Annotated in this window: 16 protein-coding genes and 2 pseudogenes; 13 read left to right on the top strand and 5 right to left on the bottom strand. The window is 44.3% G+C overall.

The window, feature by feature from the left end:
• Positions 1-254: pseudogene (locus tag QUA71_RS01335) on the bottom strand (IS630-like element ISMae26 family transposase); the annotation flags it as partial.
• A gap of 295 nt (positions 255-549) precedes the next feature.
• Here QUA71_RS01335 and QUA71_RS01340 point away from each other — a divergent pair.
• Positions 550-2,205, top strand: a complete 1,656-nt coding sequence (locus QUA71_RS01340) for a tetratricopeptide repeat protein (protein ID WP_333281268.1) — start codon at positions 550-552, stop codon at positions 2,203-2,205.
• Positions 2,206-2,351: 146 nt separating this feature from the next.
• On the opposite strand, the gene QUA71_RS01345 is transcribed toward QUA71_RS01340, so the two are convergent.
• Complete coding sequence (locus QUA71_RS01345; RefSeq protein WP_333281270.1) at positions 2,352-3,719, bottom strand: aldehyde dehydrogenase; 1,368 nt, start codon at positions 3,717-3,719, stop codon at positions 2,352-2,354.
• Between the two features lie 178 nt (positions 3,720-3,897).
• On the opposite strand from QUA71_RS01345, the gene QUA71_RS01350 reads away from it, so the two are divergent.
• The 3 genes and pseudogenes from QUA71_RS01350 to QUA71_RS01360 form a co-directional block, all read left to right on the top strand.
• Positions 3,898-4,818: a glycine betaine ABC transporter substrate-binding protein gene (locus tag QUA71_RS01350; RefSeq protein WP_333281273.1), complete on the top strand. Its 921-nt coding sequence runs from the start codon at positions 3,898-3,900 to the stop codon at positions 4,816-4,818.
• A gap of 91 nt (positions 4,819-4,909) precedes the next feature.
• Positions 4,910-5,161, top strand: a complete 252-nt coding sequence (locus QUA71_RS01355; RefSeq protein ID WP_333281276.1) for a hypothetical protein — start codon at positions 4,910-4,912, stop codon at positions 5,159-5,161.
• Positions 5,162-5,262: 101 nt separating this feature from the next.
• A pseudogene (locus QUA71_RS01360) lies at positions 5,263-5,514 on the top strand (type II toxin-antitoxin system PemK/MazF family toxin); the annotation flags it as partial.
• Positions 5,515-5,612: 98 nt separating this feature from the next.
• On the opposite strand, the gene QUA71_RS01365 reads toward QUA71_RS01360, so the two are convergent.
• The gene (locus QUA71_RS01365) at positions 5,613-7,886 is read right to left on the bottom strand and encodes a bifunctional (p)ppGpp synthetase/guanosine-3',5'-bis(diphosphate) 3'-pyrophosphohydrolase (RefSeq protein WP_333281278.1); all 2,274 of its coding nucleotides are present in this window, start codon (positions 7,884-7,886) and stop codon (positions 5,613-5,615) included.
• A 463-nt stretch (positions 7,887-8,349) separates the two neighbouring features.
• Here QUA71_RS01365 and patD point away from each other — a divergent pair, with 463 nt between their 5' ends.
• The 9 genes from patD to QUA71_RS01410 all read left to right on the top strand — a co-directional run bounded on the left by patD (position 8,350) and on the right by QUA71_RS01410 (position 16,489).
• Positions 8,350-8,748 (top strand): heterocyst frequency control protein PatD, encoded by a 399-nt coding sequence (patD, locus tag QUA71_RS01370; protein ID WP_006634045.1) that lies wholly within the window; start codon positions 8,350-8,352, stop codon positions 8,746-8,748.
• Positions 8,749-8,793: 45 nt separating this feature from the next.
• Positions 8,794-9,378 carry a TFIIB-type zinc ribbon-containing protein gene (locus QUA71_RS01375; protein WP_006634046.1) on the top strand — a complete coding sequence of 195 codons (585 nt, stop codon included), beginning with the start codon at positions 8,794-8,796 and terminating at the stop codon, positions 9,376-9,378.
• Positions 9,379-9,645: 267 nt separating this feature from the next.
• Positions 9,646-11,319 (top strand): ABC transporter ATP-binding protein, encoded by a 1,674-nt coding sequence (locus tag QUA71_RS01380; protein WP_333281285.1) that lies wholly within the window; start codon positions 9,646-9,648, stop codon positions 11,317-11,319.
• A 138-nt stretch (positions 11,320-11,457) separates the two neighbouring features.
• Positions 11,458-12,531, top strand: coding sequence for an RNA polymerase sigma factor, RpoD/SigA family (locus QUA71_RS01385; protein ID WP_190657729.1), 1,074 nt, complete (start codon positions 11,458-11,460; stop codon positions 12,529-12,531).
• 276 nt (positions 12,532-12,807) lie between these two features.
• Positions 12,808-13,293 (top strand): GNAT family N-acetyltransferase, encoded by a 486-nt coding sequence (locus tag QUA71_RS01390; protein ID WP_333281290.1) that lies wholly within the window; start codon positions 12,808-12,810, stop codon positions 13,291-13,293.
• Between the two features lie 215 nt (positions 13,294-13,508).
• Positions 13,509-13,715 (top strand): hypothetical protein, encoded by a 207-nt coding sequence (locus QUA71_RS01395; RefSeq protein ID WP_006634050.1) that lies wholly within the window; start codon positions 13,509-13,511, stop codon positions 13,713-13,715.
• A 374-nt stretch (positions 13,716-14,089) separates the two neighbouring features.
• Positions 14,090-15,085, top strand: a complete 996-nt coding sequence (locus QUA71_RS01400) for an AEC family transporter (protein ID WP_190657735.1) — start codon at positions 14,090-14,092, stop codon at positions 15,083-15,085.
• A 74-nt stretch (positions 15,086-15,159) separates the two neighbouring features.
• Positions 15,160-15,999, top strand: a complete 840-nt coding sequence (locus QUA71_RS01405; protein WP_333281297.1) for a Uma2 family endonuclease — start codon at positions 15,160-15,162, stop codon at positions 15,997-15,999.
• 76 nt (positions 16,000-16,075) lie between these two features.
• Complete coding sequence (locus QUA71_RS01410; protein ID WP_190657739.1) at positions 16,076-16,489, top strand: nuclear transport factor 2 family protein; 414 nt, start codon at positions 16,076-16,078, stop codon at positions 16,487-16,489.
• A 286-nt stretch (positions 16,490-16,775) separates the two neighbouring features.
• Here the strand turns inward: QUA71_RS01410 and QUA71_RS01415 are convergent, their stop codons facing one another.
• Positions 16,776-18,308, bottom strand: coding sequence for an ATP-binding protein (locus QUA71_RS01415; RefSeq protein WP_333281301.1), 1,533 nt, complete (start codon positions 18,306-18,308; stop codon positions 16,776-16,778).
• Positions 18,309-18,351: 43 nt separating this feature from the next.
• Positions 18,352-23,691: an ATP-binding sensor histidine kinase gene (locus QUA71_RS01420; protein ID WP_333281312.1), complete on the bottom strand. Its 5,340-nt coding sequence runs from the start codon at positions 23,689-23,691 to the stop codon at positions 18,352-18,354.
• Positions 23,692-23,942 lie beyond the last annotated feature (251 nt).

A 23,942-nucleotide genomic window follows, 5' to 3' on the forward strand; every position in this document is an offset into this window, starting at 1 on the left:
TCGTCGAGAGTTGCATCATTATTTGCTTCAATCAATTCCGCTAAAATCAGCAGTTGTTCTGCATTCAGTTTTAATTTGACTCCGCATCGCTCAGTTCGAGGAGCAATATTTTGGGTTTCACGATACTGTTTAATCAGTTTTTGGACGAAACTAAGGGCTACACCAAAACGGTTGGCTATTGCTCTTTGTGACAGCGGTTCATTATGGTACACATCCATAATTTTTTGTCTAAAATCAATCGAATAAGTTTTCATTTTTACTAATGTGTGATACTTTCTACAACCATTGATAGTTGTCAGTCGAGTGAATGCTGTGGGTCGAGCCAATGCTGTGAGCGCTCATTTAATTAGAGCTGCATGACATTTTCGGGTTCTATATTTTTTACTTCGTTCAAGTCAGTTACATGATACCTCATCTTTCTGATAAAGGCTATATATACAGCAGTTGACAGCCGAGTTTATGCGAAAGAAATACGAGGAATTGCCAAAGTTGTTCAAAAGGGTGTACTTATTCGATATTTCTAGCATAAAATTTGAAGATTTTAAAGATATGATCGATTTACGGGCATTTATTGAACCGATAATGTTTGCATTAAATATAGGTGATGAAAGAGAATACTTAAAAGTGGTAAAGGTGATGGTAACTTATGGTTTTCGATTAGGAGCGGGAACAGTTATGGAAGATGCAATTATGCAGCAAAATAAATTATATTTTGAAGGTCAAAATCCAGCAAGTGTTTTATTAAGTATTGGTGGTGTTCATAAAGATTTGGGTAATTGGGATGAAGCGTCAAGATGTTTCCAGCAGGCTTTAGCCATCGCACAAAAAGAAAATAATCAGAGCGGCATTGCTACTTCATTAGGGAGGTTGGGAGAACTCGAGCGAAATGGCGGCAATTGGGATGAAGCAGAGAAACTCTACCGGCAATCTTTGGAAATGATGACAGAATTGGGCGATCGCTCGGGCATGGCATCTTCTTGGGGAGTGTTGGGAGAACTCGAGCGAAATCGCGGTAATTGGGATGAAGCAGAGAAACTCTTCCGGCAATGTTTGGAAATGATGACAAAATTGGGCGATCGCCAAGGGATGGCATCTTCTTGGGGAGTGTTGGGAGATATCGAGCGAAATCGCGGCAATTGGGATGAAGCTGAGAAACTCTTTCGGCAATGTTTGGAAATGATGACAGAATTGGGCGATCGCTCGGGCATGGCATCTTCTTGGGGAGTGTTGGGAGATATCGAGCGAAATCGCGGCAATTGGGATGAAGCTGAGAAACTCTACCGGCAATGTTTGGAAATGATGACAGAATTGGGCGAGCGCTCGGGCATGGCATATTCTTGGGGAGTGTTGGGAGATATCGAGCGAAATCGCGGCAATTGGGATGAAGCTGAGAAACTCTACCGGCAATCTTTGGAAGTTGAAACAGAATTGGGCGATCGCTCAGGCATGGCATCTTCTTGGGCATCGTTGGGACATATCGAGCGAAATCGCGGCAATTGGGATGAAGCTGAGAAACTCTACCGGCAATGTTTGGAAGTTGAAACAGAATTGGGCGATCGCTCAGGCATGGCATCTTCTTGGGGATTGTTGGGATATATAGAGCTATGTCGCGGCAATTGGGATGAAGCTGAGAAACTCTTCCGGCAATGTTTGGAAGTTGAAACAGAATTGGGCGATCGTTCAGGCATGGCATCTTCTTGGGGTGTGTTGGGAAATATCGAGCGAAAGCGCGGCAATTGGGATGAAGCTGAGAAACTCTTCCGGCAATGTTTGGAAATGATGACAGAATTGGGCGCTCGATCGGGCATGGCATATTCTTGGGCATCGTTGGGAGATATCGAGCGAAATCGCGGCAATTGGGATGAAGCTGAGAAACTCTTCCGGCAATCTTTGGCATTAAAAACAGAATTGGGCGATCGCGAAGGGATGGCCAAGTCGATCGCTTGTCTCGGAGAAAATGAGCTCGGTAGAGGCAATCTAGATACAGCAGAACAACTGTTAACAGAAGCTTTAGGAAAAATGCAAATACTGGGCATGACTTGCTATATTGCCGAAACTAACTACTATTTAGCACACCTTGAGCGAAAGCGCGGCAACACAGAAGTTGCTCAACAACATTACGATACAGCACATCAAATTTTTCAACAATTGGGAGCGGCCAAGGATTTGGAGAGAATCGATCGAGAATGGCACAGCACCGATTAGAACAGGGATATGGGATTGAAGGAGGCGATCTTTGCTAACAACAAACACGTCAAGCATTCAGTCCGGCAGGGGTTGAAACCCCTGCCGGACTTCGGAAGAAAGAAACAGCCCTGGGGGGTGAGGGGGAATCTGGTGCTTAGGCAATCTCAACCGATCAGCTTTTTAATCAAATCCAACTTACCTAGATAGGGAGCGTACCGCCATTTTAAGTCAAGTAAAAATGACTTTTGCAGCACGCTTTTTTGATGCGAAAAGGTGTCAAAAGTTGCTTGGCCGTGATAGGTGCCGATGCCGCTGTCGCCAACTCCGCCAAAAGGTAAATAGCTTAGTCCGCCTTGCATAACCGTGTCGTTTATGCAAACTCCGCCGGAAGAAGTTTCCCGCAAAACTCGCTCTTGTTTCTCTTTATCCTTCGAGAACAAATACAAAGCTAGGGGTTTGGGACGGGCGTTGATTTGGGCGATCGCCTCTCCGAAATCATCATACTCCAAAACTGGCAAAATCGGCCCAAAAATCTCATCCTGCATCACAGGCGAATCCCAGGAAACCTTGTCGAGAACCGTCGGTGCAATATATTTATCTTCGGGGTTTGTTTGACCGCCGGCGACAATTTCTCCGTCTTTCATTAACTCTGCCAAACGTCCTAAATGATGCTGATTGATAATTCGGGAATAGTCGGGACTTTTCTGCGGCTCGTCGCCGTAAAATTCGTGAATTGCTGTTTTAATTGCCTGGATCAAATCTGGTTTAACTTTTTTATGAACTAACAGGTAATCGGGAGCGATACAAGTTTGACCCGCATTGATAAATTTGCCCCAGGCAATGCGTTTAGCAGTGTATTCAAGTTGAATATCTGAGTCTACAATGCAAGGACTTTTGCCGCCTAATTCTAATGTGACAGGTGTCAGGTGTTTGGCGGCGGCTTGCATCACTATTTTACCGACTTTTGTGCCTCCGGTAAAGAAGATGTGGTCGAATTTTTCCGCTAATAATTGTTGACTGGTTTCGACTCCTCCTTCGACGGCGGCTACATAAGCGGGATCGAAGGTTTTGGTAATCAAGTCGGCGACAACTGCCGACGTGTGCGAGGCGACTTCTGAAGGTTTGAGGATGGCGCAGTTGCCTGCGGCGATCGCCCCGATCAAGGGTGATATCATAAGCTGAAATGGGTAATTCCAAGGCCCGATGATTAAAACTACGCCCAAAGGTTCTGGGTAAAGGCAGGCCGATGCTGGAAATTGCTCGATCGAAGTACGCACTTTTTTCGGCTTTGCCCACGATTTAACGTTTTTGATGGCATAATTAATGTCTGCGATCGTAGCAAGTTCAAAATAAGCCTCGTACTCCGGCTTGTTTAAATCAGCGTTGACAGCATCCACAATCCGTGATTGATTGGAAGCGATCGCACTCTTGAGGTTTTTGAGTTGTTCGATCCGAAAATCCACATCCTTAGTTTTCCCAGTCGCAAAAAATTGTCGCTGCTGCTGGATAATATCGCTGACTCTGATTACCATATTTATTCCTCCATGTCTATCAATAAATGTTACAACAGGAAAACGGAACTTGGGTAAAGTGCGATCGGTGTTAGAGCCGCGACTTATTGAAGAAGCCCGGGTTCTTGCCTTTACAAATGATTGAGAAATGCTATAAATTAGAAGCTAATAATTGTGGAACTGACAACGGAGTTCGCTTATGAAAATATCTAAGAACGATTTTTTTTTCTATTCCTGCTGGCTGCTTTGCTTGCTTGCAGTAGCAGGATGTACCTCTAAGCCCCAAAAGCAAGTTGTCATCTGCTCGAAAGACTTTACCGAACAAGTCATCCTCGCAGAAATTTTAGCACGCCATATCGAAGCTAAAACAGATATCAAAGTTGAACGAGAACTGAATCTCGGAGGCTCGCTTTGCCATCAATCTCTAATAACAGGTAAAATCGACTTGTATGTCGAATACACGGGCACTGCTTACGCCAACCTGCTCAAACAAAAACCGATTTCTGACCCCAAAAAAGTCATCAATTACCTCAAACAAGAATATCCCAAACAGTTTAAAGCAGAATGGACGCAACCGCTGGGATTTAATAACAGTTTTGCGATTATTGTGCGGGGAGACGATGCCAAAAAACTCAATTTACAAACTCTCTCGCAACTTGGGAAAGCTGCACCTAACCTCCGGGCTGGTTTCGGCCCAGAATTTAACGAGAGAGAAGATGGATTCCCCGGATTGGCTAAAACTTACGGGATTAAGTTTCGAGAAGAACCGAAGGAGTTGCTGTTAGGATTGCTTTATCAAGCACTGCAACAAAAAGAAGTAGATGTGATTGCTGGTAATACAACGGACGGTTTGATTCAAAGTTTAGGTTTAGTAGTTCTCAAAGATGACAAGAACTATTTCCCCCCCTACGAAGCAGTTCCGGTTGTGCGATCGCAAGTTTTGGAAAAATACCCGGAATTGCGTCAAGTGCTCGCAGAATTGGGCGGCAAAATCTCTGAGGAAGATATGCGACGACTCAATTATCAAGTTGATAAGAAACAGCAGGAAGCTGGAGAAGTAGCCCAGGAGTTTTTGCAGCAAAAGCTGGGCGAGTCAAAGCCAGTAAGTCCGCCCAAATAAAGGGTTTCATTGTTCTGCCTGTTTGCTGAACCCTATTGTGGTTAGCTATACTATGAGTTAGACTCATATAAATAAATGAAGGTATAAAGCTATGACAACTGTCAAAACTGCTATCTCATTGCCAGCATCTTTATTTGAACAAGCCGAAACATTAGCTGGCGAAATGCAAATTTCTCATAGTTTTTTGATCGAAATAGCCCTTGAAGAATTTATCCGCCGCCGCGAAAATCAACAACTGTTAGAAAAAATTAATGCTGCTTGCGAAGCACCTCTCTCTGAAGAAGAACAAGTTTTGCTTCGCAAGATGAGTCGCTCTCATCGCAGGCTGGTGGAAGGCGAATGATAATAAATCAAGGTGATATTTTTTGGGTTGAACTTGATGAGCCTTCTGGTTCAGAACCCGGTTATCTCCATCACCATGTAATCATTTAGAACAATTTATTCAATCGTTCCCGCATTAATACGGTTGTTGTTTGTGTGCTTACTTCAAATCTCAGACGGGCTAATTCACCAGGAAATGTCCTGTTAGAAGCAGGAGAAGCTGATTTACCAGAACAGAGTGTTGTTCACGTCTCGCAGATTTTGACGATCAATAAATCTCAGTTAGGTGAGAAAATTGGCACACTCTCGGCCGAGCGAGTTGGTCAAATTCTTGATGGAATTAGGCTGGTAGTTGAACCTCGCGAAGCTGAGTAAAACTTTCCTTAGCCTTTTAAATTTTATGGGGCTGAACCTCTCCTCAGCTAGTTATTAGGTGCGCGGGGCGCACCCTACAATACAGTTAGGCTATCTTCTTAAGTCCCTTCACTCAGCCTCCGCAAATTCAAAATATCGCTCATCTTTTTAATTTGCATACAAGTGCGCTCGAACTGTTGTTTATCCTGGATATCCATGCACAAGTCAATTAATGCCGGCAATCCGGGATATGTTTTGACTTGAGCGCTGCGGACGTTTACTTGGTTGTCCTTCAAATGCGATAAAACATCATTGAGAACTCCCACTCGATCGAGGGCTTCAATTTGAATGTTAACCGGATAAGTATTGGGTCGAGATTCATTGCGGTTGCTGGAATTCCAACTCACAGGAACCAACCGATCCCCAGGCACGCTCTCAACATTTGAACATCCTTGGCGGTGAATCGAAATTCCGCGAGTGCGAGTCACAACTCCAATAATTGATTCCCCAGGAATCGGACAGCAACAGCCGGATAAATGGTAGAGCAATCCCTCTACACCTGCGATCGGCGATTTGCTCGGAGACGAACTCGGTACTGGTTTCGGTGCCGTCGATGCAGGTATTAGCTGGGGCAATTCCTGTCCTCCTGCAGGAGCAGCTTCAATTTTTTGCTGCACTTTTACTAAATCTCGCAGTCGATTTACTACGAGATTTAGAGTCACTTCGCCATAGCCCAAACCGGCGATTAAATCTTCGACGCTGTGGTAGTTGCAGCGCTGAGCCACAGACTGCATGGGTTCAGATTTCAGCAAAGATTCTAAGCCGTTTTTACCTAATTCTTTTTCCAGCAATTCCCTGCCGCGAGCAAGATTTTCATCTCGGTGCGATCGCTTCAACCACTGGCGAATTCGGTTTTTTGCTCCGTTTGTCTTGACAAAATTCAGCCAGTCGGAACTCGGATGACCATTTTTTTGGGTCAAGATTTCTACAATATCGCCGTTCTTTAAAACCTTGTCTAGTGTTACCATTCGCCCGTTGACTCTCGCACCGGTGCAGCGATTGCCAATTTCTGTGTGAATGCGGTAAGCAAAATCTACGGGAGTTGAGCCGCTATTGAGAGCAATCACGTCTCCGTTAGGAGTAAAAACGTAAATATCTTCGTCGAATAAGTTGTCCTTAATGCTTTGTAAATATTCGCGATCGTCTTTGAGGTCGCTTTGCCATTCTAGGAGTTGTCGCAGCCAAGTAAATTTTTCGTCGTCGCCGGTGACTGTTGTGTTAGAACCGCCAGTTTCTTTGTATTTCCAGTGGGCGGCAATGCCGTATTCTGCAATGTGGTGCATTGCTACGGTGCGAATTTGCACTTCGATGGGGCGGCCGCTGGTTCCGATTACTCCGGTGTGCAAAGATTGATAGCGGTTGGCTTTTGGTAAACCGATATAATCTTTAAAGCGGCCGGGAATCGGGCGGAAAGAATCGTGGACGATCGCCAAAGCCCGATAACAGTCATCATTGCTTTCTACTATGATCCGCACCGCAGCAATATCGTACACTTGGTTAAACCCTTTTTGGCGGCGCTGCATCTTCCCATAAATCCCGTACAAATGTTTGGGACGGCCGCTAACTTCGTAGCATTTAATGCCTAAATTGTCAAGCCTTTCTCGCAAACAATCTGTGACTTCTGCGAGTTGAGTTTCTCGATCGGCCCGCTTCTCGGCCACCAATTCCTGAATTTCGCGGTAAGCTTCCGGTTCCAAGTATTTAAACGCTAAATCTTCCAATTCCCACTTAAAGCGCCCGATACCCAAACGGTTCGCCAGGGGAGCAAAAATATCTCGGGTTTCTAGGGCAATACTGCGCTGCTTTTCCTCGGACAAATGCTCCAAAGTCCTCATGTTGTGCAGCCGGTCTGCCAGTTTGACGACAATCACGCGAATATCTTTAGCCATTGCTAGGAACATTCGGCGGAAATTTTCAGCAAGGCGCTCTGTTTTGCTGGAAAAATTAAACTTAGAAAGCTTGGTGACACCTTCAACCAACTGTCGCACTTCCGCGCCGAACCGCTGTTCTATTTCTTCGAGAGTAATATCTGTATCTTCAACAATGTCGTGGAGGAAGCCGGCGGCAATCATGACGTTGTTGCCGCCCATATACCGGAGTATTCCAGCGACCGCTACCGGATGGCAAATGTAAGGTTCTCCTGATTTGCGGTATTGTCCTTGGTGCAAGTCGCGGGCAAATTCAAAGGCCCGACAAATTAAGCTGTCGTCCGTCGAGCAATTCGGGTTAGCGCCCCCATCAGGCTGCGATCGAGTATTCAGGCATTCTTGCAGCCAATCGGGAACTACAGCAGGATCGATCGAATGAGAGGGAGTCAGAGTGTTCGCGTTCATGGGGTACACCTTTAAAACTTAGAAATACAAATGGTTAAAAGCCGGTTTCCGGTTGAATTGCCGAAATTATGTGTTTAGCTATACTAAACTAATTGAATGCCACAATTTGCAATTCAAAAAAATAGTCGATTTTTTTGTTAACTATACCTATGTAATCCCGAGTCGCCCCCCCTCGGAGGTAGGAAAATATAGTGACACCACTGCCGCCGCCGCAGTCTGTCAATCGGGGAAAATCGGGTAAAATAAGCATATTTTGGCGGTAGCAGTTGAGGTTGCGGGGGATCGGCATTTACCGGCAACGCTAAACTAAAAGCAGCAGCCACAAGGGTAGAGTCAGGGCAGAAAATCAAAAAAAGTTCTCACAAAACAGGGAATTGCTCCAAAAACGCACGGCTTCCCTCCATATGAGCAAACTTAAGTAAGTATCTACTTTGATTATAAATACAAATTTGTTTACAAAATCATGATATTGTCCGAAGACCGCCGCCAGTGCTACCAAGAATTACAGCAAGCACTAGAACAACTACAAAGAACTGCTGCACAGGATAATCTGGATGGGGCCGCCCTGGCGATCGAATACAGAAAAGTGCAACAATTTTTCGGAAACCAAATTATGAGAGCCGAAAGCGATGAGTTAGAGGGCTCAGAAACACCCCCAGAGCAGTCCTATTTGACGGAAATTCACAAGCAACTGCGGTTGTTGGGGACAGATGTCACGTTTTTGCAAGCGTCGCGCCAGCCAGCGACAGCAAAGGCGAGGCAAACTGCGGCGATCGCGCGGCTCAACACGCTAATTGGCTACTGTGGTGCGCTGCTACAAAAAAATTCTGGTTCTTCAGGGCCCGCCAAGATACAGAATTAATAATTGAATTAACAGGGAATTAAGAAGGCAAGGAGAAATAAAGCGGTGGAATGTCCAAAATGTAAACATCCCAACTTAGAAGGCGGTACCTTAGCCGGCCGTATGTCGGTGCAGTGGTGTCCCACCTGTTACGGTATCTGGATTCCAGGCAGAGAATACGAAGCTTGGCAGAAAGAGCAGAGTCAGTGGTACAACAAATCCGAGAACCCAGATGCGACAGGGACTCTCGGCATAGAATTCACCCCGTCTGTCTACGACAGCAAAGCAGCGCTGTGTCCCGAAGACGGTCACTATCTGTCACGGGCGAAAGTTCCTTTCAGCAGAGTGCCCTTTTACATAGAGCGCTGTATGTTGTGCGGGGGCATTTGGTGCGATAACGGCGAGTGGGACATTCTCGAAAGTCTGGGATTCCACACCGAGATTGACAAGATGTTTTCTCCGAATTGGCAAGCTAAGGCCCGCGTGCAAGAACTCGCCTCTCGGGAACGTCAAGTGCTTACTGAGAAGCTGGGGCCGGATATCGCCGGATATGTGTTGGAACTCGCGGAAGTTTTAGCAGACCATCCTCACGCAGATTGTGCGGCTACTTACATACTGCGGAGAGCTGAGTTGAAGCGAAAGGAAATTTAGTCAGTTGACTGTTGATGGTTGTCAGTTGTTAGTCGCTAGTTGTTAGTTGTTAGTAATCGGTTGCGCGACCAATGATGTACTCATAAAAGATGGTTAATAGCCCGTTTTATTTGTATTTACCAACAGCCAATCAGTTTATTGCTAATAACTAATAACTTCGCAATGCTTACTAATAATTAACAACAACTAATAGCTACTATATACTGACCATTAAACAACCATTAAATAACTAATAACAACTGACCACTGACTAAGGACTAATGACTAATGACTAATGACTCTTCTCTATTTTCAGTTGACAATCTGCGAGTAGCTTATCCTCAGCGGCGAGGCCAATCCGGTTGGGCCGTTGACGGGGTTTCCCTGACGCTGAAACCGGGGGAAAAGCTCGGATTAGTTGGGGAGTCGGGCTGCGGTAAATCAACTTTGGGAAGGGCGGCGATGCGGTTGCTGCCGGATTCAACGCTGATTGAGGGGCGAGTTAGTTTTGCCGGAGAGTCGGTGTTTGATATGAATGCTTCGCGGCTGAGACGGTTTCGGGGCGAAGCTGTAGCATTGATTTTTCAAGATCCGATGACTCGTCTCGATCCTTTGATGACTGTAGGAGAACATTGCATCGAGACTTTGCAAGCTCACAGACCGAATTTGGACCGTAAGCAAGCTAAGAAACGGGCGATTGAAACTCTGGAAGCTGTGAAAATTCCTGCGTCTCGCTGGTCGCAATTTCCCCACGAATTTAGCGGCGGAATGCGGCAAAGAGTAGCAATTGCTTTGGCTCTTTTGCTCGATCCCAAATTAATTGTGGCGGACGAACCGACTACAAGTTTGGACGTAACTGTAGCTGCCCAGATTTTGCAGGAATTAACCAGACTTTGTGAGGAACGGGGAACGGCTATTTTGTTGATTTCTCACGATTTGGCGATGGTGGCTGAGTATTGCGATCGCATTGCGGTGATGTACGGCGGTAAAGTCGTAGAAACAGGGCCGGTGCAAAACGTTTTTGAAAAGCCGCAGCACGAATATACTCGATCGCTCCTCAAAGCAGCTTTGCACATTCAAGCCGATTCTGACAAAGGGTTCGCATTCGAGGAAATCAGGACTGAACCCGTTACTGCAAATTTAACAAATTCGCCTCTTTTGACCGTAACGAATTTGCAGCAACACTACAGTTTAGAAAGCAATTTATTAGATCAGTTGTTTTCCAGGAATCGCCAGGTAATTAAAGCAGTAGACGGCGTTAGTTTAGAGCTACAACGGGGAGAAACCCTAGGGCTGGTGGGGGAGTCCGGCTGCGGCAAAAGTACCTTGTCACGCACCATTTTGCAGCTAATTACCGCCACTGGCGGCAAAGTGGAATTTCAAGGAATAGATATAACTGCCTTGAACCGCGATGCTGTGAGGAAGCACCGCCGCGAAATGCAAATGATCTTTCAAGACCCCCACGCTTGCCTGAATCCGATGATGACTGTCGGGCAAAGTATTGGTGACCCTTTGTTTATTCACAAATTAGCTAATGCCAGCGAAGCTAAAAAACAAGTAATCCAAATGTTAGAGCGGGTGGGCTTGACTCCTGGGGAGGATTTCTTCCGCCGCTATCCGGGGGAATTGTCGGGAGGACAACAGCAGCGAGTTTCGATCGCCCGGGCTTTAATTACTCGCCCGCAACTGGTAATTTGCGACGAACCTGTGAGTATGCTGGATGCCAGCGTGCAGACTCAAGTTTTAGAGCTGATGTTGGAGTTGAAGCAGGAATTCAATTTGACTTATCTGTTTATTACGCACGATTTGTGGGTGGCGAGATTTTTTTGCGATCGTATTGCGGTAATGAATGCTGGAAAAATTGTTGAAATCGGTAAGACTAGGGATATTTTTACTAATCCGCAGCACCCTTACACTCAGCAATTATTGCAGGCAGCTCCTTTACTGGCTCGAACTCAATAAAAGGTCTAAAAAAGGGGCGAACAGATATCAGCCACTAAAGTCACTCACCGGCTTCTAGATGGATTTCGGAAATTTCCGGTTAAATTCGTTAAAGTTAAGGGATACTTTTCAAATCCTCCCACCGACACCAAGCACCATATGGCAGAATCTGACCTAGGCAGTTTTGCGGTGGCACCCGAAGCCTCATTCGCAATCGCAGAGGATGAGGACACCGAGATCGATCGTCCCACGGTAACTCGCTCGTCAGCATACAACAACTGGTCTGCCGACGATCCCGTGGGAGCTTTGTTCAAGGAAATGGCTCGCTATCCTCTACTGACTGCCACCGAAGAGGTGGAGTTGGCGCGCCGCGTTCAAGAATTGGTAGCCCTGGATGAACTAGAACAGCGTTTGCAGCAGGAGTTAGGCAGAGTGCCGACAAAAGCTGAACTCGCAGCGGCTTTGGGAGTGAGCGAAACTCAACTGCAACAACTTCGCCACCAGTGTCAGTCGGCGAAACGGAAAATGATCAGCTCGAATTTGCGTTTGGTGGTTTCGATTGCCAAACGCTATCTCAATCGGGGCGTGCCTTTTCTCGATTTAATTCAGGAAGGAGCTTTGGGTTTAAACCGGGCAGCCGAAAAGTTCGATCCGGAGAAGGGTTACAAGTTTTCTACTTATGCCTATTGGTGGATTCGCCAAGGAATTACCCGGACAATTGCCAATCAAGGGCGGACGATTCGCTTGCCGGTTCACATTGTCGAACAGTTAAATAAACTCAAAAAAGTTTATCGAGATTTGAGGCGTTCTCTTAAACGCAATCCAACTGAAACTGAACTTGCTAGAGAAATGCAAGTTTCTTGCGAACAGCTTCGCTACCTCCAGCAAGTACGCCGGCAATCTTTGTCTCTCAACCACCGCATCGGCTCAGAAGAAAGTTCGGAACTTTTGGATGTTCTCGAAGATAACGCGACGCAATCTCCCGAAGCTCAGATGAATGAGATGATGATGCGCCAAGATATTTTGGAGGTGTTGGACAGTATTTTGACTGAGCGCGAAAAAGAGATTGTTGCTATGCGTTACGGTTTGCTGACCGGCGAACCTTACACTTTAGAAGAGGTCAGCAGTTTGTTCAATTTGTCCCGCGAACGAGTCCGTCAAATTCAAAATAAGGCAATGCGAAAGCTGCGCCGCCCTCAAGTGACGGAACGATTGAAGGGCTGGTTGAAATAAACTAAAAAACATTGAGTTGGCATTTTGAAAAATCTTAAAATTATTGTGGGGACACTCCCACCCCGCCGTATATAGCAATCTTTGCATCATTTGTGAATTTATTACTCCCTCCCCGCTGGTTCGGGAGGGTGGGGGTGGGGTAAAAAATTTACGACTCCTGCAAGGATTGCTATATATGCTTATTCAATGGGGAAAAACTTAATTAAAAATTACAAATTAAAAATGTCTTGATGTGGTATTTTTAATTCTTGATTGTCGCGTACTACTTACTTATTTATGTCTTCTGAGGTAATTTTGCGTCCAGCTACGCGCGCCGACGTGCCGGTGCTGTTTGATTTGATTAAAGCTTTAGCTGAGTACGAAAAATTATCTCATGCCGTTACTGGCAATGCGGTTGATTTGGAGCATCATTTGTTTGGCGATCGACCTTTTGCTGAAGCGATTTTAGCCGAGTGCGAAGGTCAAGTGGTGGGCTGGGCGCTGTTTTTTTACAATTATTCTACTTTTTTGACTCAGCCGGGAATTTATTTGGAAGATTTGTTTGTGATCCCTGAGTTTCGAGGGCGGGGAATTGGCAAGTCTTTGATAGTTTATTTAGCGCAGTTGGCGGTTGAAAGGGGCTGCGGGCGTTTGGAATGGAGCGTTTTGGATTGGAATGAATTGGCGATCGGATTTTACAAGGGTATTGGTGCTGATGTGATGCCCGACTGGCGGATTTGCCGGGTTGCGGGCGAGTCTTTGGCAACTTTGGCATCGAAGTAATTCAGGGCGGGCTAGAAGCCCACCCCACAAAAAATTCATCTGTTGTGGAACAGGCATCTTGGCTGTGTGTGGAACAGGCATCTTGCCTGTGTGGAACAGGCATCTTGCCTGTTAAGCTAAAATGCCGCACTCCGGTTAATTAATACCGACCTACTTAATTGGCAAAAATATAGGAAAATTTAAGTAACAGTAGATTTTGATGGAGAGAGTCGATCGTGATTATTTGGGTAAACGAGCAAATCGATCCGTCGGGCATTCTTTATTCTTGCATTGCTTGTTGCGATGAGACTCAAGCGAAGGATTGCCACAAATCTTTTGAGCAAAATTTGACGGCGGAGCAAAAACAGCAGGGCTGGGTTGCTACCTTGCGGACTGTTAGTTCTTGGGATGAGGTGCCTGTTAATGCTTTGAAATTGAATTAATGAGTGCAAGTCATCAGCAGCTTTAGTCTCCCCCTGTTTCCGTTCGCTCGAAGCGGCCGGAAAACGGGGGACATCTGTTTGGAAAAGGCAAGATAGCTCGATCGCACATTGGTCAAATTAACAGAAATTTTGTGAATCTGAAGGCAAAAAGCTGCAAGCATTTGGGGCGGCGAGTCTGAGGATTGTGCCCTGCAAGGTGCGGGAATTTGGGGGGAAATTTTCGGGCCTGCTGTGCTGCGAACAGGCTAGGACGAAAAAGCGTGCAAGTACGATCCTCTTCGAGGGCTCCGCTAACGACAATTCGCATTTATTAAACGGACTTTAGCATTACAATTAATACATAAAGGCATTTCAAATTGTCAAGTTAAATTTTTATGCTTGAAACCTTATTTCACGCTTATACCCCTCTAGTTATTTGCACTGGCTTGGGACTGCTGTTGTTTCAGTACATCCCAGTTAATTTTCCCAAGCTGCTGAGCCACTTTCTTTTCTGGATTGGGATACCGCTGCAAATTCTAGTTTTAGCCCGTCAAAGCGATTTTTCGGGTGCTGTGGGATTCACGCCGGCGATCGCCATATTTGTGTTATTTGTGAGTACGAGTTTAGCTTGGTTGACTTGGGTATTATTGCGGATGCTGAGTGCGGCCCACATCAAAAAGCCATCTTTTCAGGGCAAAAATTCTCTGGTTAACTTATTTTTGTTAAATATAAATTCCCTGAAGCGATCGAGCCAAGGCAGTTTTATCCTAGCTGCGATGCTAGGGAATACCGGCTTTGTCGGATTAGCAATCACCCCCTCTATCATCAGCAGCGATAACAACAACTGGGCCGTCTTATACAGCGTTACTAACAACGTGATCGGAACCTACGGTTTCGGTGTATTTATTGCGAGCTATTTCGGGAATTCCGAGCAACCAAATCACTGGTGGACTCAGATCCGGGACGTGCTGACAGTTCCCGCCCTGTGGGCATTTTTAGTTGGTTTTTTCACGAGAAACATCCCCCTGCCCGAGACAGTGGAATCGGGATTGCAGACGGCAGTTTGGGTGGTAATTGTCAGTGCTTTGCTGCTGGTTGGCATCCGGCTGAGATCTATTAAGAAATGGGAAAGTTTTGAACTAGCGTTAATCCCGTCGCTGTTAAAAGTGGTAATTGTGCCGGTGCTGATCGGATTAGGTGCTAGTTATTTCGGATTGAGCGGCGATCCGAGGTTCGTGTTGGTGTTGATGTCGGGAACGCCCACAGCTCTTTCCGTGCTGATTTTAGCAGAAGTCTACGAGCTCGATCGCGATTTGTTAGCTAGCAGCATCGCCCTCACTTCTGTCGGGTTGCTGTTGATGCTTCCGCTGTGGTTAGCTGGGTTTAGTTAATATTAGCTAAAGTTTCAAATCAGATTGCTCTAAAATTTCGCAGTACAATTAACAATAACTGCACGGAAAAGACGATGACTGAGATAATAACTGCTACAGGTCTGCCTCCTGCATTCCCCGACCATACCCAATTGCCAGACGAAGACGGTACATTTGTGAAAAATTTTCAGGAGCATCCCCAGAGCATCATTCTGACAGATTCGATCGGGCCGGTTGTAGAGCGGCTGCATCCAGACGGACAATATGCGATCGGGCAAGATTGCGGTATTTACTGGCGAGAAACTGACCCGCCAGAGCGAGGTGCAGAAGCACCGGATTGGTTTTACGTGCCGAATGTACCGGCAACACTTGACGGTTTTCGCCGTTCTTATGTACTTTGGCGGGAACACATGGCTCCGTTCATTGCTTTAGAATTTGCTAGCGGTAATGGAGAGGAAGAGCGCGATCGTACTCCCTTGACTGTGGCCGCTGATGGTACCACCACTAAACCGGGTAAGTTTTGGGTGTACGAGAGAATTATCCGCATTCCTTACTACGGGATTTATGAAATGAGAACGGGCAATTTAGAGGTCTATCACCTAATAGATTTTGTGTATCAAAGGATGCAGCCAAACGAACGCGGTCACTATCCCATTCCTGTACTAGATGTAGAATTGGGACTCTGGCAGGGAAGCTATCAAAATCAAGAACTTCTTTGGCTGCGGTGGTGGGATTCGCAGGGGAATTTGCTGTTAACTGGCTCCGAACAAGTTGAAATTGAGCGGGCCCTAGTCGAACAAGAACGGGAAAGAGCCGAACAAGAACGGGAAAGAGCTGAACAAGAACGGGAAAGAGCTGAACAAGCAGAGCGAAAAGTTGCCCAGCTAGCGGAGCGACTGCGAGCAATGGGAATCGATCCCCATGCTGAGGATTGATATCAAAGTCCCAAAACTCTCTCTGTAGCGCTAGCACTGCGTACCTTACCTTTTATAATCACAGAAAACCAAGCTTATGGAAACTAAACCACCTCTACCGCCCTTTACGTTGGAAACGGCTAAAGCCAAAGTTCAAGCTGCTGAAGATGCCTGGAATACCCGCGATCCAGAACGAGTAGCCTTAGCTTATACGGAAGATTCTCAGTGGCGAAACCGTGCCGAATTCTTCAGCGGACGGGAAGAAATCAAGGCTTTTTTAAGACGAAAATGGGCAAAGGAATTAGATTACCGTTTAAAGAAAGAACTGTGGAGTTTTACAGACAATCGGATTTCTGTTCGATTTGAGTATGAGTGGCACGATGATTCTGGCTACTGGTATCGCGCCTATGGTAACGAACAGTGGGAATTTGCAGAAAATGGGTTAATGCGAAGACGTGAAGCTAGTATTAATGATGTTCCCATTCAAGAGTCAGAACGGAAGTTTCGATAGGAGTTATCTGTGAGTTGCTTAATGAAACTTAGACATTTTCTCACCTTTTTAGGGGCTGAAAACCTCTCCCTCGCAAAAGAAAGAGGTCTATGGCCTAAAAATGCCTGAAACCATTGTAAATATTAGATTCCTGCCCCTTTGAGGTCAAAGTCTTTCTCTATCTAGGTTTTAAGCCATTTTGGCTTCAGTTTTTGTCTCAGCCCGTTAGCGCAACTTTCGGAATTACTGCTGATTTCTCCCCTGCAACTGAAAACCGCTATATGATGAATTGGGCCCAATCAGTTTCCTAGACCATAGATACCGCGACATTGGTTGCTGTACAGATAGTCGGCATCTCAATAATAAACTGCGTTCCCTGCTCTGGCGTAGAAAAACACTGTATTTGAGCGCAGTGTTTTTCTAGCAGAATTTTTCGGCTGATTGACAATCCCATGCCTGTACCTTTTCCGATTGGCTTAGTAGTAAAAAAGGGAGTGAAAAGTTTTGAACGAACTTTCTCAGTCATGCCAATACCATTATCAGCAATTGTGACCCGAATGTCTGAAGCAGTGCTACTGTTGTCATAGGAATTGCCCGCTACGACTTCAGTACGAATCAAAATCTGCGGGTGAAAAACTTTACCCTCTTCTCTACTTGCCCGCTCTTCCAAAGCATCTATAGCATTCGCTAAAAGGTTCATAAACACCTGATTAAGCTGACCTGCATAACAGGTCACAAGTGGCAATGGACTATAGTCTTTAATCACGTTAATAGCAGGACGATCTGACTTACCCTTGAGGCGATGCTGCAATATCATCAAGGTGCTATTAATACCTTCGTGAATATCTACTGATTTGATTTCGGTTTCATCCAACCGCGAAAAATTGCGTAGAGACTCCACAATCATACGAATGCGTTCGATGCCTAACTGCAAGGAAGAAAGCAACTTTGGCAAATCGTCCATGATAAATGACAACTCTCCATCTTCTATTGCCTGGAGAATTTCTGCTTCGGGTTGCGGGTAATGCCGTTGGTAGAGATTCAATACATAGATGAGTTCTTTAATATAATCTTTCGCATAGGAGATATTGCCGTAAATAAAGTTAACCGGATTGTTAATTTCATGAGCGACACCTGCAACTAATTGACCGAGACTAGACATTTTTTCACTTTGAACTAGCTGGAGTTGTGTTTCTTGCAGTTCTTTGACAAAATGCTCTAAGGCAAGAGCTTTTTGGTGTTCTTTTTCTTCACTGATACGCAGTGCTTTCTCTACTTGTTCGCGCTGCTCTATTTCTGACTGCAATTTATGACCGAGACAAAAACTTCTCAAAGCTGTTAGCACTGTAGTGTATAGCTTTGATGTCGTTAATTCAGTTTTAGTTTTATAGTCATTAATATCGTAATTGGTAATAACGCTTTTTTCGGGGACTTGGCCGGGTTGACCCGTGCGTAAAATAATTCGTACTAACTGATTGCCTAACACTTGGCGGACATATTTCACAAACTCTAAGCCAGCATCATCCGTTTCCATGATTACATCAAGCAGGATGATAGCCACATCCGGATGTTCTTGAATTAACTGTTTAGCTTCCTTAGCGGAATAAGCACTAATAAATTTTAAAGATTTATTTTCATAAACAAACTTTCTTAAGGCAATATCGGTAGCTGTGTGAACTTGAGCTTCATCATCTACAATCAAAATTTTCCAGCTTTCTGTCGGAGTATCTTCTGATACTTCATCGGCAAAAAATAACTCTTCATCTGAGTTAACTTCATCCGCAAATAACACTTTTTCAGATGATGTTTCATTTGAAAAGCCGTAAATACTTTTGTCCATTGCTGCTTACCTTTCTTTGTTACTGATGTTGGGATTTAGGAAACTACGGTTGTGAATCGATTTGTAGGGGTAGCTTAATAATAAATTGGGTGCCTGTTCCAACCTCACTTTTACATTCTATTTCGCCCAGAAGTTTTTGGGTTACTAAATTGTAGACAATATGCAATCCCAACCCGCTACCACCCTGACCGCGTTTTGTAGTAAAGAATGGCTCGAAAATTTTACTTAAATTTTCAGGGGGAATGCCTTGACCATTATCGGAATATTCAAATCTAAGTCGAGAGCCCTCTTGCTGCCAATCAAAAGCCAGCTTTCCACTAGCGCCCGGTTCGTAAGCGTGAATCAGAGAGTTCATCAGCAAATTTGTGATAACTTGGGATAATGCACCAGGATAAGAATCTAGGGCTATTTTGGTGTCTCTTTTAATTTCGATCGAATGTTTGCTATTTCTCAATTTTGGTTTTAATTGGATTAAAATTTCATCGAGATAATCTCTTACCAAGAAAGTTCGCCGTTCTTCGCTGGAGCGATCGACTGCTACTTCTTTAAAGCTCCGAATTAATGCTGCTGCTTGATTGAGATTGGTTAGAAGGGTGTTGCTGCTAGTGGTGGCTATATCCAAAAATTCTTCGAGTTCAGAGCGTTTCATTTTGCCACTGTTATAAGTAGAAGCAAATTCTGTGGTATGTTCTGCTAAAGCTGACGCAACGGTGACGCCAACGCCGATGGGAGTATTAATTTCATGGGCGACGCCTGCAACTAATCCTCCCAGCGATGCCATTTTTTCAGCTTCCACTAGCTTACTTTGAGTAGCTTTTAAGTTATCTAAGGCGTTGGATAATTCTAGGGTGCGATCGCTGACTAATTGCTCTAAGTTTTGATTGAACTCCTGCAAGTTATTGTAGAGTTGGGCATTTTCAATGGAAATGGCTATTTGGGCCGATAACAATTTTAACAGTTCTAGTCTATCTGTAGTGAAAGCTCCTTCTGTGAGGTTATTTTCTAGGTAAAGAATGCCTGTCAGTTTGCCTTGGTGTATCAGAGGGGTGCAGAGAATGGATTTGGGTTGAGTGGCTGCTATGTAAGGATCGCGGGTAAATTGTCCCTCTTGGGTGGCGTTATTTAAAACTACGTTTTCCTGGGTGCGGATGACGTAGTGGGCGATCGCACTTGCCAGTTTTGGCGTTTCCCCAGAAGCTGCTTCTGCATTGAGGGGAAGCGAGCGCAGCACGCTAATTTCATCCTCCTTGACGGAACCTTCAGCCTCTATCGCCCAGTTTCCCGCTTTTTCTAAAATTAAAAATCCTTTTTGGGCGCCTGCATTTTCGATGGCAATTTTCATCAATCTTTCCAGCAATTTACTCAAAACTATTTCACCTGAAATTGCTTGGGAAGCTTTCATTACTGTGGCTAAATCTAGCGTCTCTCCCAAATTAGTGCTAGTGGTAGTAGGCGCATTCGTTGTTCGGTTAGCTTTTGTTTGAGTTGTTGTCTTGGCTGATGTTCTAGCTAGGAATTGGGGGTATTTTTCTTCTAAATCCTCAACTTTAGCTAGAGCGCCCCAGAGTTGGTAGCTATAATGAGCGTTTTGCATATAAGCTTGGGCGATCGTGTCTTTACCCCATGACAGGTAGAATTTGGCAGCAAGTTCGTGAGCAAGTGCTTCCTCGTTGATATACTCGTTTTCTTTGGCAAGGGCAATAGCCTTGTCGTACATCTCAATCGCTTCTATTTTTTCGTCTAAAACCCGATGCCGTTCTGCCTCTACTAGATAGAATTTGTGCAGATAATTCATTGGAGCATGATGCGCCCAGTTCTGCATTTTTTCTTGATTGGCTTGTACTCTGTCGAGAATTTTCTGTTGTTCAGATTCTTGGCTATTGGCATACACCGCTAGCCGTACTAAAGAATCGTAAAAATGGAAGATAGGAACAACGGGCAATCCTACTAATGCCTCTAAATGCTTCTCTGCTATAGCAATATTCTCAGTTGCTTCAAAGTAATTTTCAAACCAATAACCAAGTAAAGTTTTGTTTAAATATAGGTATGCAACTCCCGCTTTGTCGTTTGCTTGCTGGTACAATGGCAACTTCAGATCCTCATCGCAGGCTTCACCCTTTAGAATGCAAGGATTTTCGGTTCTTCCCAGCAGATTTAATATAGCCTGCCAAAAAATTTCTATATAATTAAGCGCTGTTGCTTGCTTGATTTTCTCAATAGCATCTCTGTTGATTGGTATCTCTCTGTCAAGCACAGTTAGTTCTTTGCCGCTATAGTAAGCGAAACACGAATGCTGTAGTAGACTATAGCCTGCATATTCTAAATCTCCTGTCTCCATTCCGCTAGAGAAACCTGACACCAAAGGCTCTAAGGTTTCTCTCAGATGCTCTTTCCAATGTCGGATGAGTGTATTTACAATGAAGACTGTCTTGGCTTTGATTTCTTGAGCATTTAACTTTGACACTAGAGTTAAAGCCAATTGACCAAACTGATAACCTGAATCAATATCTCCCACAATGGCACAAAGAAGAAGACCATAATTGCCATAAGCAAACGGAGAAACGGAAGCATTACCATATTGGACGGATAAATTTATTTGTTTGCACACCGTCAAGGGTACCAGTGTAGGAGCAGCAAGGTATGCAGGAGAAAAGATACTTGATAAAACTCTCATGGCTGCTAGTTTATAGGCATCGGTCATTTGAGGCAGGTTAGCTAAATCCTCAATTTCCAAGCCCTTCAAAATTGCCGCAGTTTCCCCTAGTGCCTGGCCAATATCTGACAGGTTCGGCTGAGAGGGAAACTCCACCCCTAATAGCTTTAAAACTTGTAACCCCGTACTAACAGCTTCTAGCAGCCTGTTCTGCCCCATGTAAGCTTGCATCTGGACTTCATACACTTTCACTTTGTCCAGCAGCGTTTTGGCGCAGTTTTGTACTATCTCCACAAATCTCTGCATTCCTTCAAAATTACCGCTCAAAAAAACTGCCTCTGCAGCTTCCTGATGCAGGGCTAATGTCAGTTCATACTGACTGTTCCAACTATCTTCTCCTAACAGTCTTAAACCTACTTGCAAATATTTAATCGCCGACTCATGGGCTGTAGCTGCTTTGGCTTTTTGACCGGCAATTAAATTGAGTTTAGCAATTTCAGTGCGTTCGGATTCGTCGCTAACCAGTTCAATTGCTAGATTCAAATGATCGACGAGCGCAAATATTTCTTCCGTTCGCGTCTCTGTCGAGGTATTTTGCCACAGCAAGCGACCAATTTGCAAGTGAACTATTTTTTTAGAACTTTCTTCAATCAGAGCATAAGCTGCTTGTTGCACGCGATCGTGCAAAAACTTATAAGTAGTAATGATGAGATGAGACTGAAGAATTTCTTCTTCTGTCGTGCCTAATTCAGAAGTTGCTAAAATTAATCCATCTTGGATGGCTGGCAATAGCTCTTGAAAAGTTTCGGCGGTAGATTTTTCGTTGACTATCGAGAGAGTATTTAAGTCAAAACTATTGCCCACACAAGCGGCTAACCGTAAAACCTGCTGAGTTGCATCTGGCATTTTTCTCAATTTACCGACCATCAATTCAACGACGTTATCGGTAATCCCTACGGCTTCAATTTCTGAAATATTCCAATCCCAGTTTTTTTGGTGAGAATTAAAATTCAGGAGGTTTTCTTCATAGAGAGTTATGAGAAACTGATTGACAAAAAAAGGATTGCCTTGAGTTTTACCGACGACTAACTCAGTTAGGGGGAGGACTGAGCCTCTATCCCTACGCACAGTATCAGCTATCAGGTTAGTAATATGTTCGATATCTAAGGGAGTTAAAGTAATTTGGTTAATAGTCGCTTCTTGCTTTTGCAGCGCCTCCAGAGTCATTATCAGAGGATGCGTCGGGCTCACTTCGTTATCTCGATAAGCACCCATTAGAAATAAGTATTTTGTTTCCTCATCTGCCATCATTACTTGCAGCAGTTTCAAAGTAGCGGAGTCAGCCCATTGCAAATCGTCTAGAAAAATGACTAAGGGATGCTCGACTGAACAAAACACCCGGATAAATTTTTGAAACACTAAATTAAAACGATTTTGCGCTTCCGTAGCGCCTAACTCTTGGACGGGTGGCTGCTTGCCAACAATGAGTTCTACGTCGGGAATGACATCTATAATGATTTGGCCGTTATCACCAAACGCTGCTAAAAGTTTTTCTTTCCAAGTGCTGAGTTGCGTTTCGCTTTCAGTTAAGAGTTGCTTGACTAAGGACTGAAAAGCTTTAACAATAGCTGAGTAAGGAATATTGCGTTGAAATTGGTCGAATTTTCCGGCAATAAAATAACCGCTTGCCTTAGTAATCGGTTTATAAACTTCTTGCACTAAGGCTGATTTGCCAATGCCAGAGTAACCCGACACTAACATAATTTCTGTTGTGCCATTGCTGACGCGCTGGAAGGCTGATAATAAGGTTTCAATTTCTCGTTCTCTCCCATAGAGTTTTTGAGGTATTTGAAACTTATCACTCATATCTTTTTGGGCGAGATCAAAATCTACAATCGTTCCTTTAGCCTGTAGTTGTTCCCGACATTCTTCTAAATCTGCGAGAATCCCCCAAGCACTTTGGTATCTTTTTTCAGCCGTTTTTTCTAACAGTTTTACTACAATATCAGAAACCACTTTAGGAATTTTTGGATGAATTTCATGGGGCGGCACTGCTTGTTTAGCCATATGACAGTGGACTAATTCCATTGCATCGTTGTAATCGCATGGCAGTTGCCCCGTTAGCAGTTCGTAAAAAGTAACTCCTAATGAGTAAAAATCAGTACGGTAGTCGATCGCTCGGTTCATTCTGCCTGTTTGTTCCGGCGATATATAGCTCAGAGTGCCTTCTAAAACATTAGGATTTTTTAGGGTAGGATTCTCACGAGTTAAAACAGTAGAGATGCCAAAATCTATGATTTGGACTAGCCCTGTTGTCGAGTTAATAATAATATTGCTAGGGTTGATATCTTTATGAATAATGTTATGTTGATGAATGTCGCCTAACGCCCTGGTTATTTTAATAGCGGTTGCCAAAAACTCTTCTAAGGTAAGTTTGTGATCAGCCAACCACAGCTTTAATGATTTTCCACCACAATCCTCGAAAATAATAACTAAACTGTTTTGATATCTTTCTAAACTGTAGGTTTTAGGGACACTTTCTAGGTTAAAATTGCGTGTAATTTCGTATTCCTGCTTGTATCTGACTAACGAAGCTGGCATCGGATAATCTTGCTTGATAAATTTGAGAATTACCGGTTGGTTGTCTTGCTTTCTCAGTCCTCGGTAAACTAAAGAATTATTACTTTCATGAATTTGGTTGGTAATGTCGTAGCCCGGTAAGTTAATCATTCTTACAGCCTCTTGCCAGTATTAATACTCTATTATTTTTTTAGGAACTGTTAATTAATTAATTAAGTAGATGTATCCTCTAATACATAATAATATCCGAAAATTTAAGAAAAACTTAAGTTTAAAAATAAAATTTATTTTTTATTAACATTTCTTAAAAATAAGACGGCTAAACATTCCGGTCAGGAGTGATCTCGCTCCACAGTTTCCTGCAAAATCCGGCAAAACAGAGTGAAGGGATCTCGCCCTTG

This window comes from Microcoleus sp. MON1_C5 (genome assembly GCF_036701875.1).
GTDB lineage: Bacteria > Cyanobacteriota > Cyanobacteriia > Cyanobacteriales > Microcoleaceae > Microcoleus.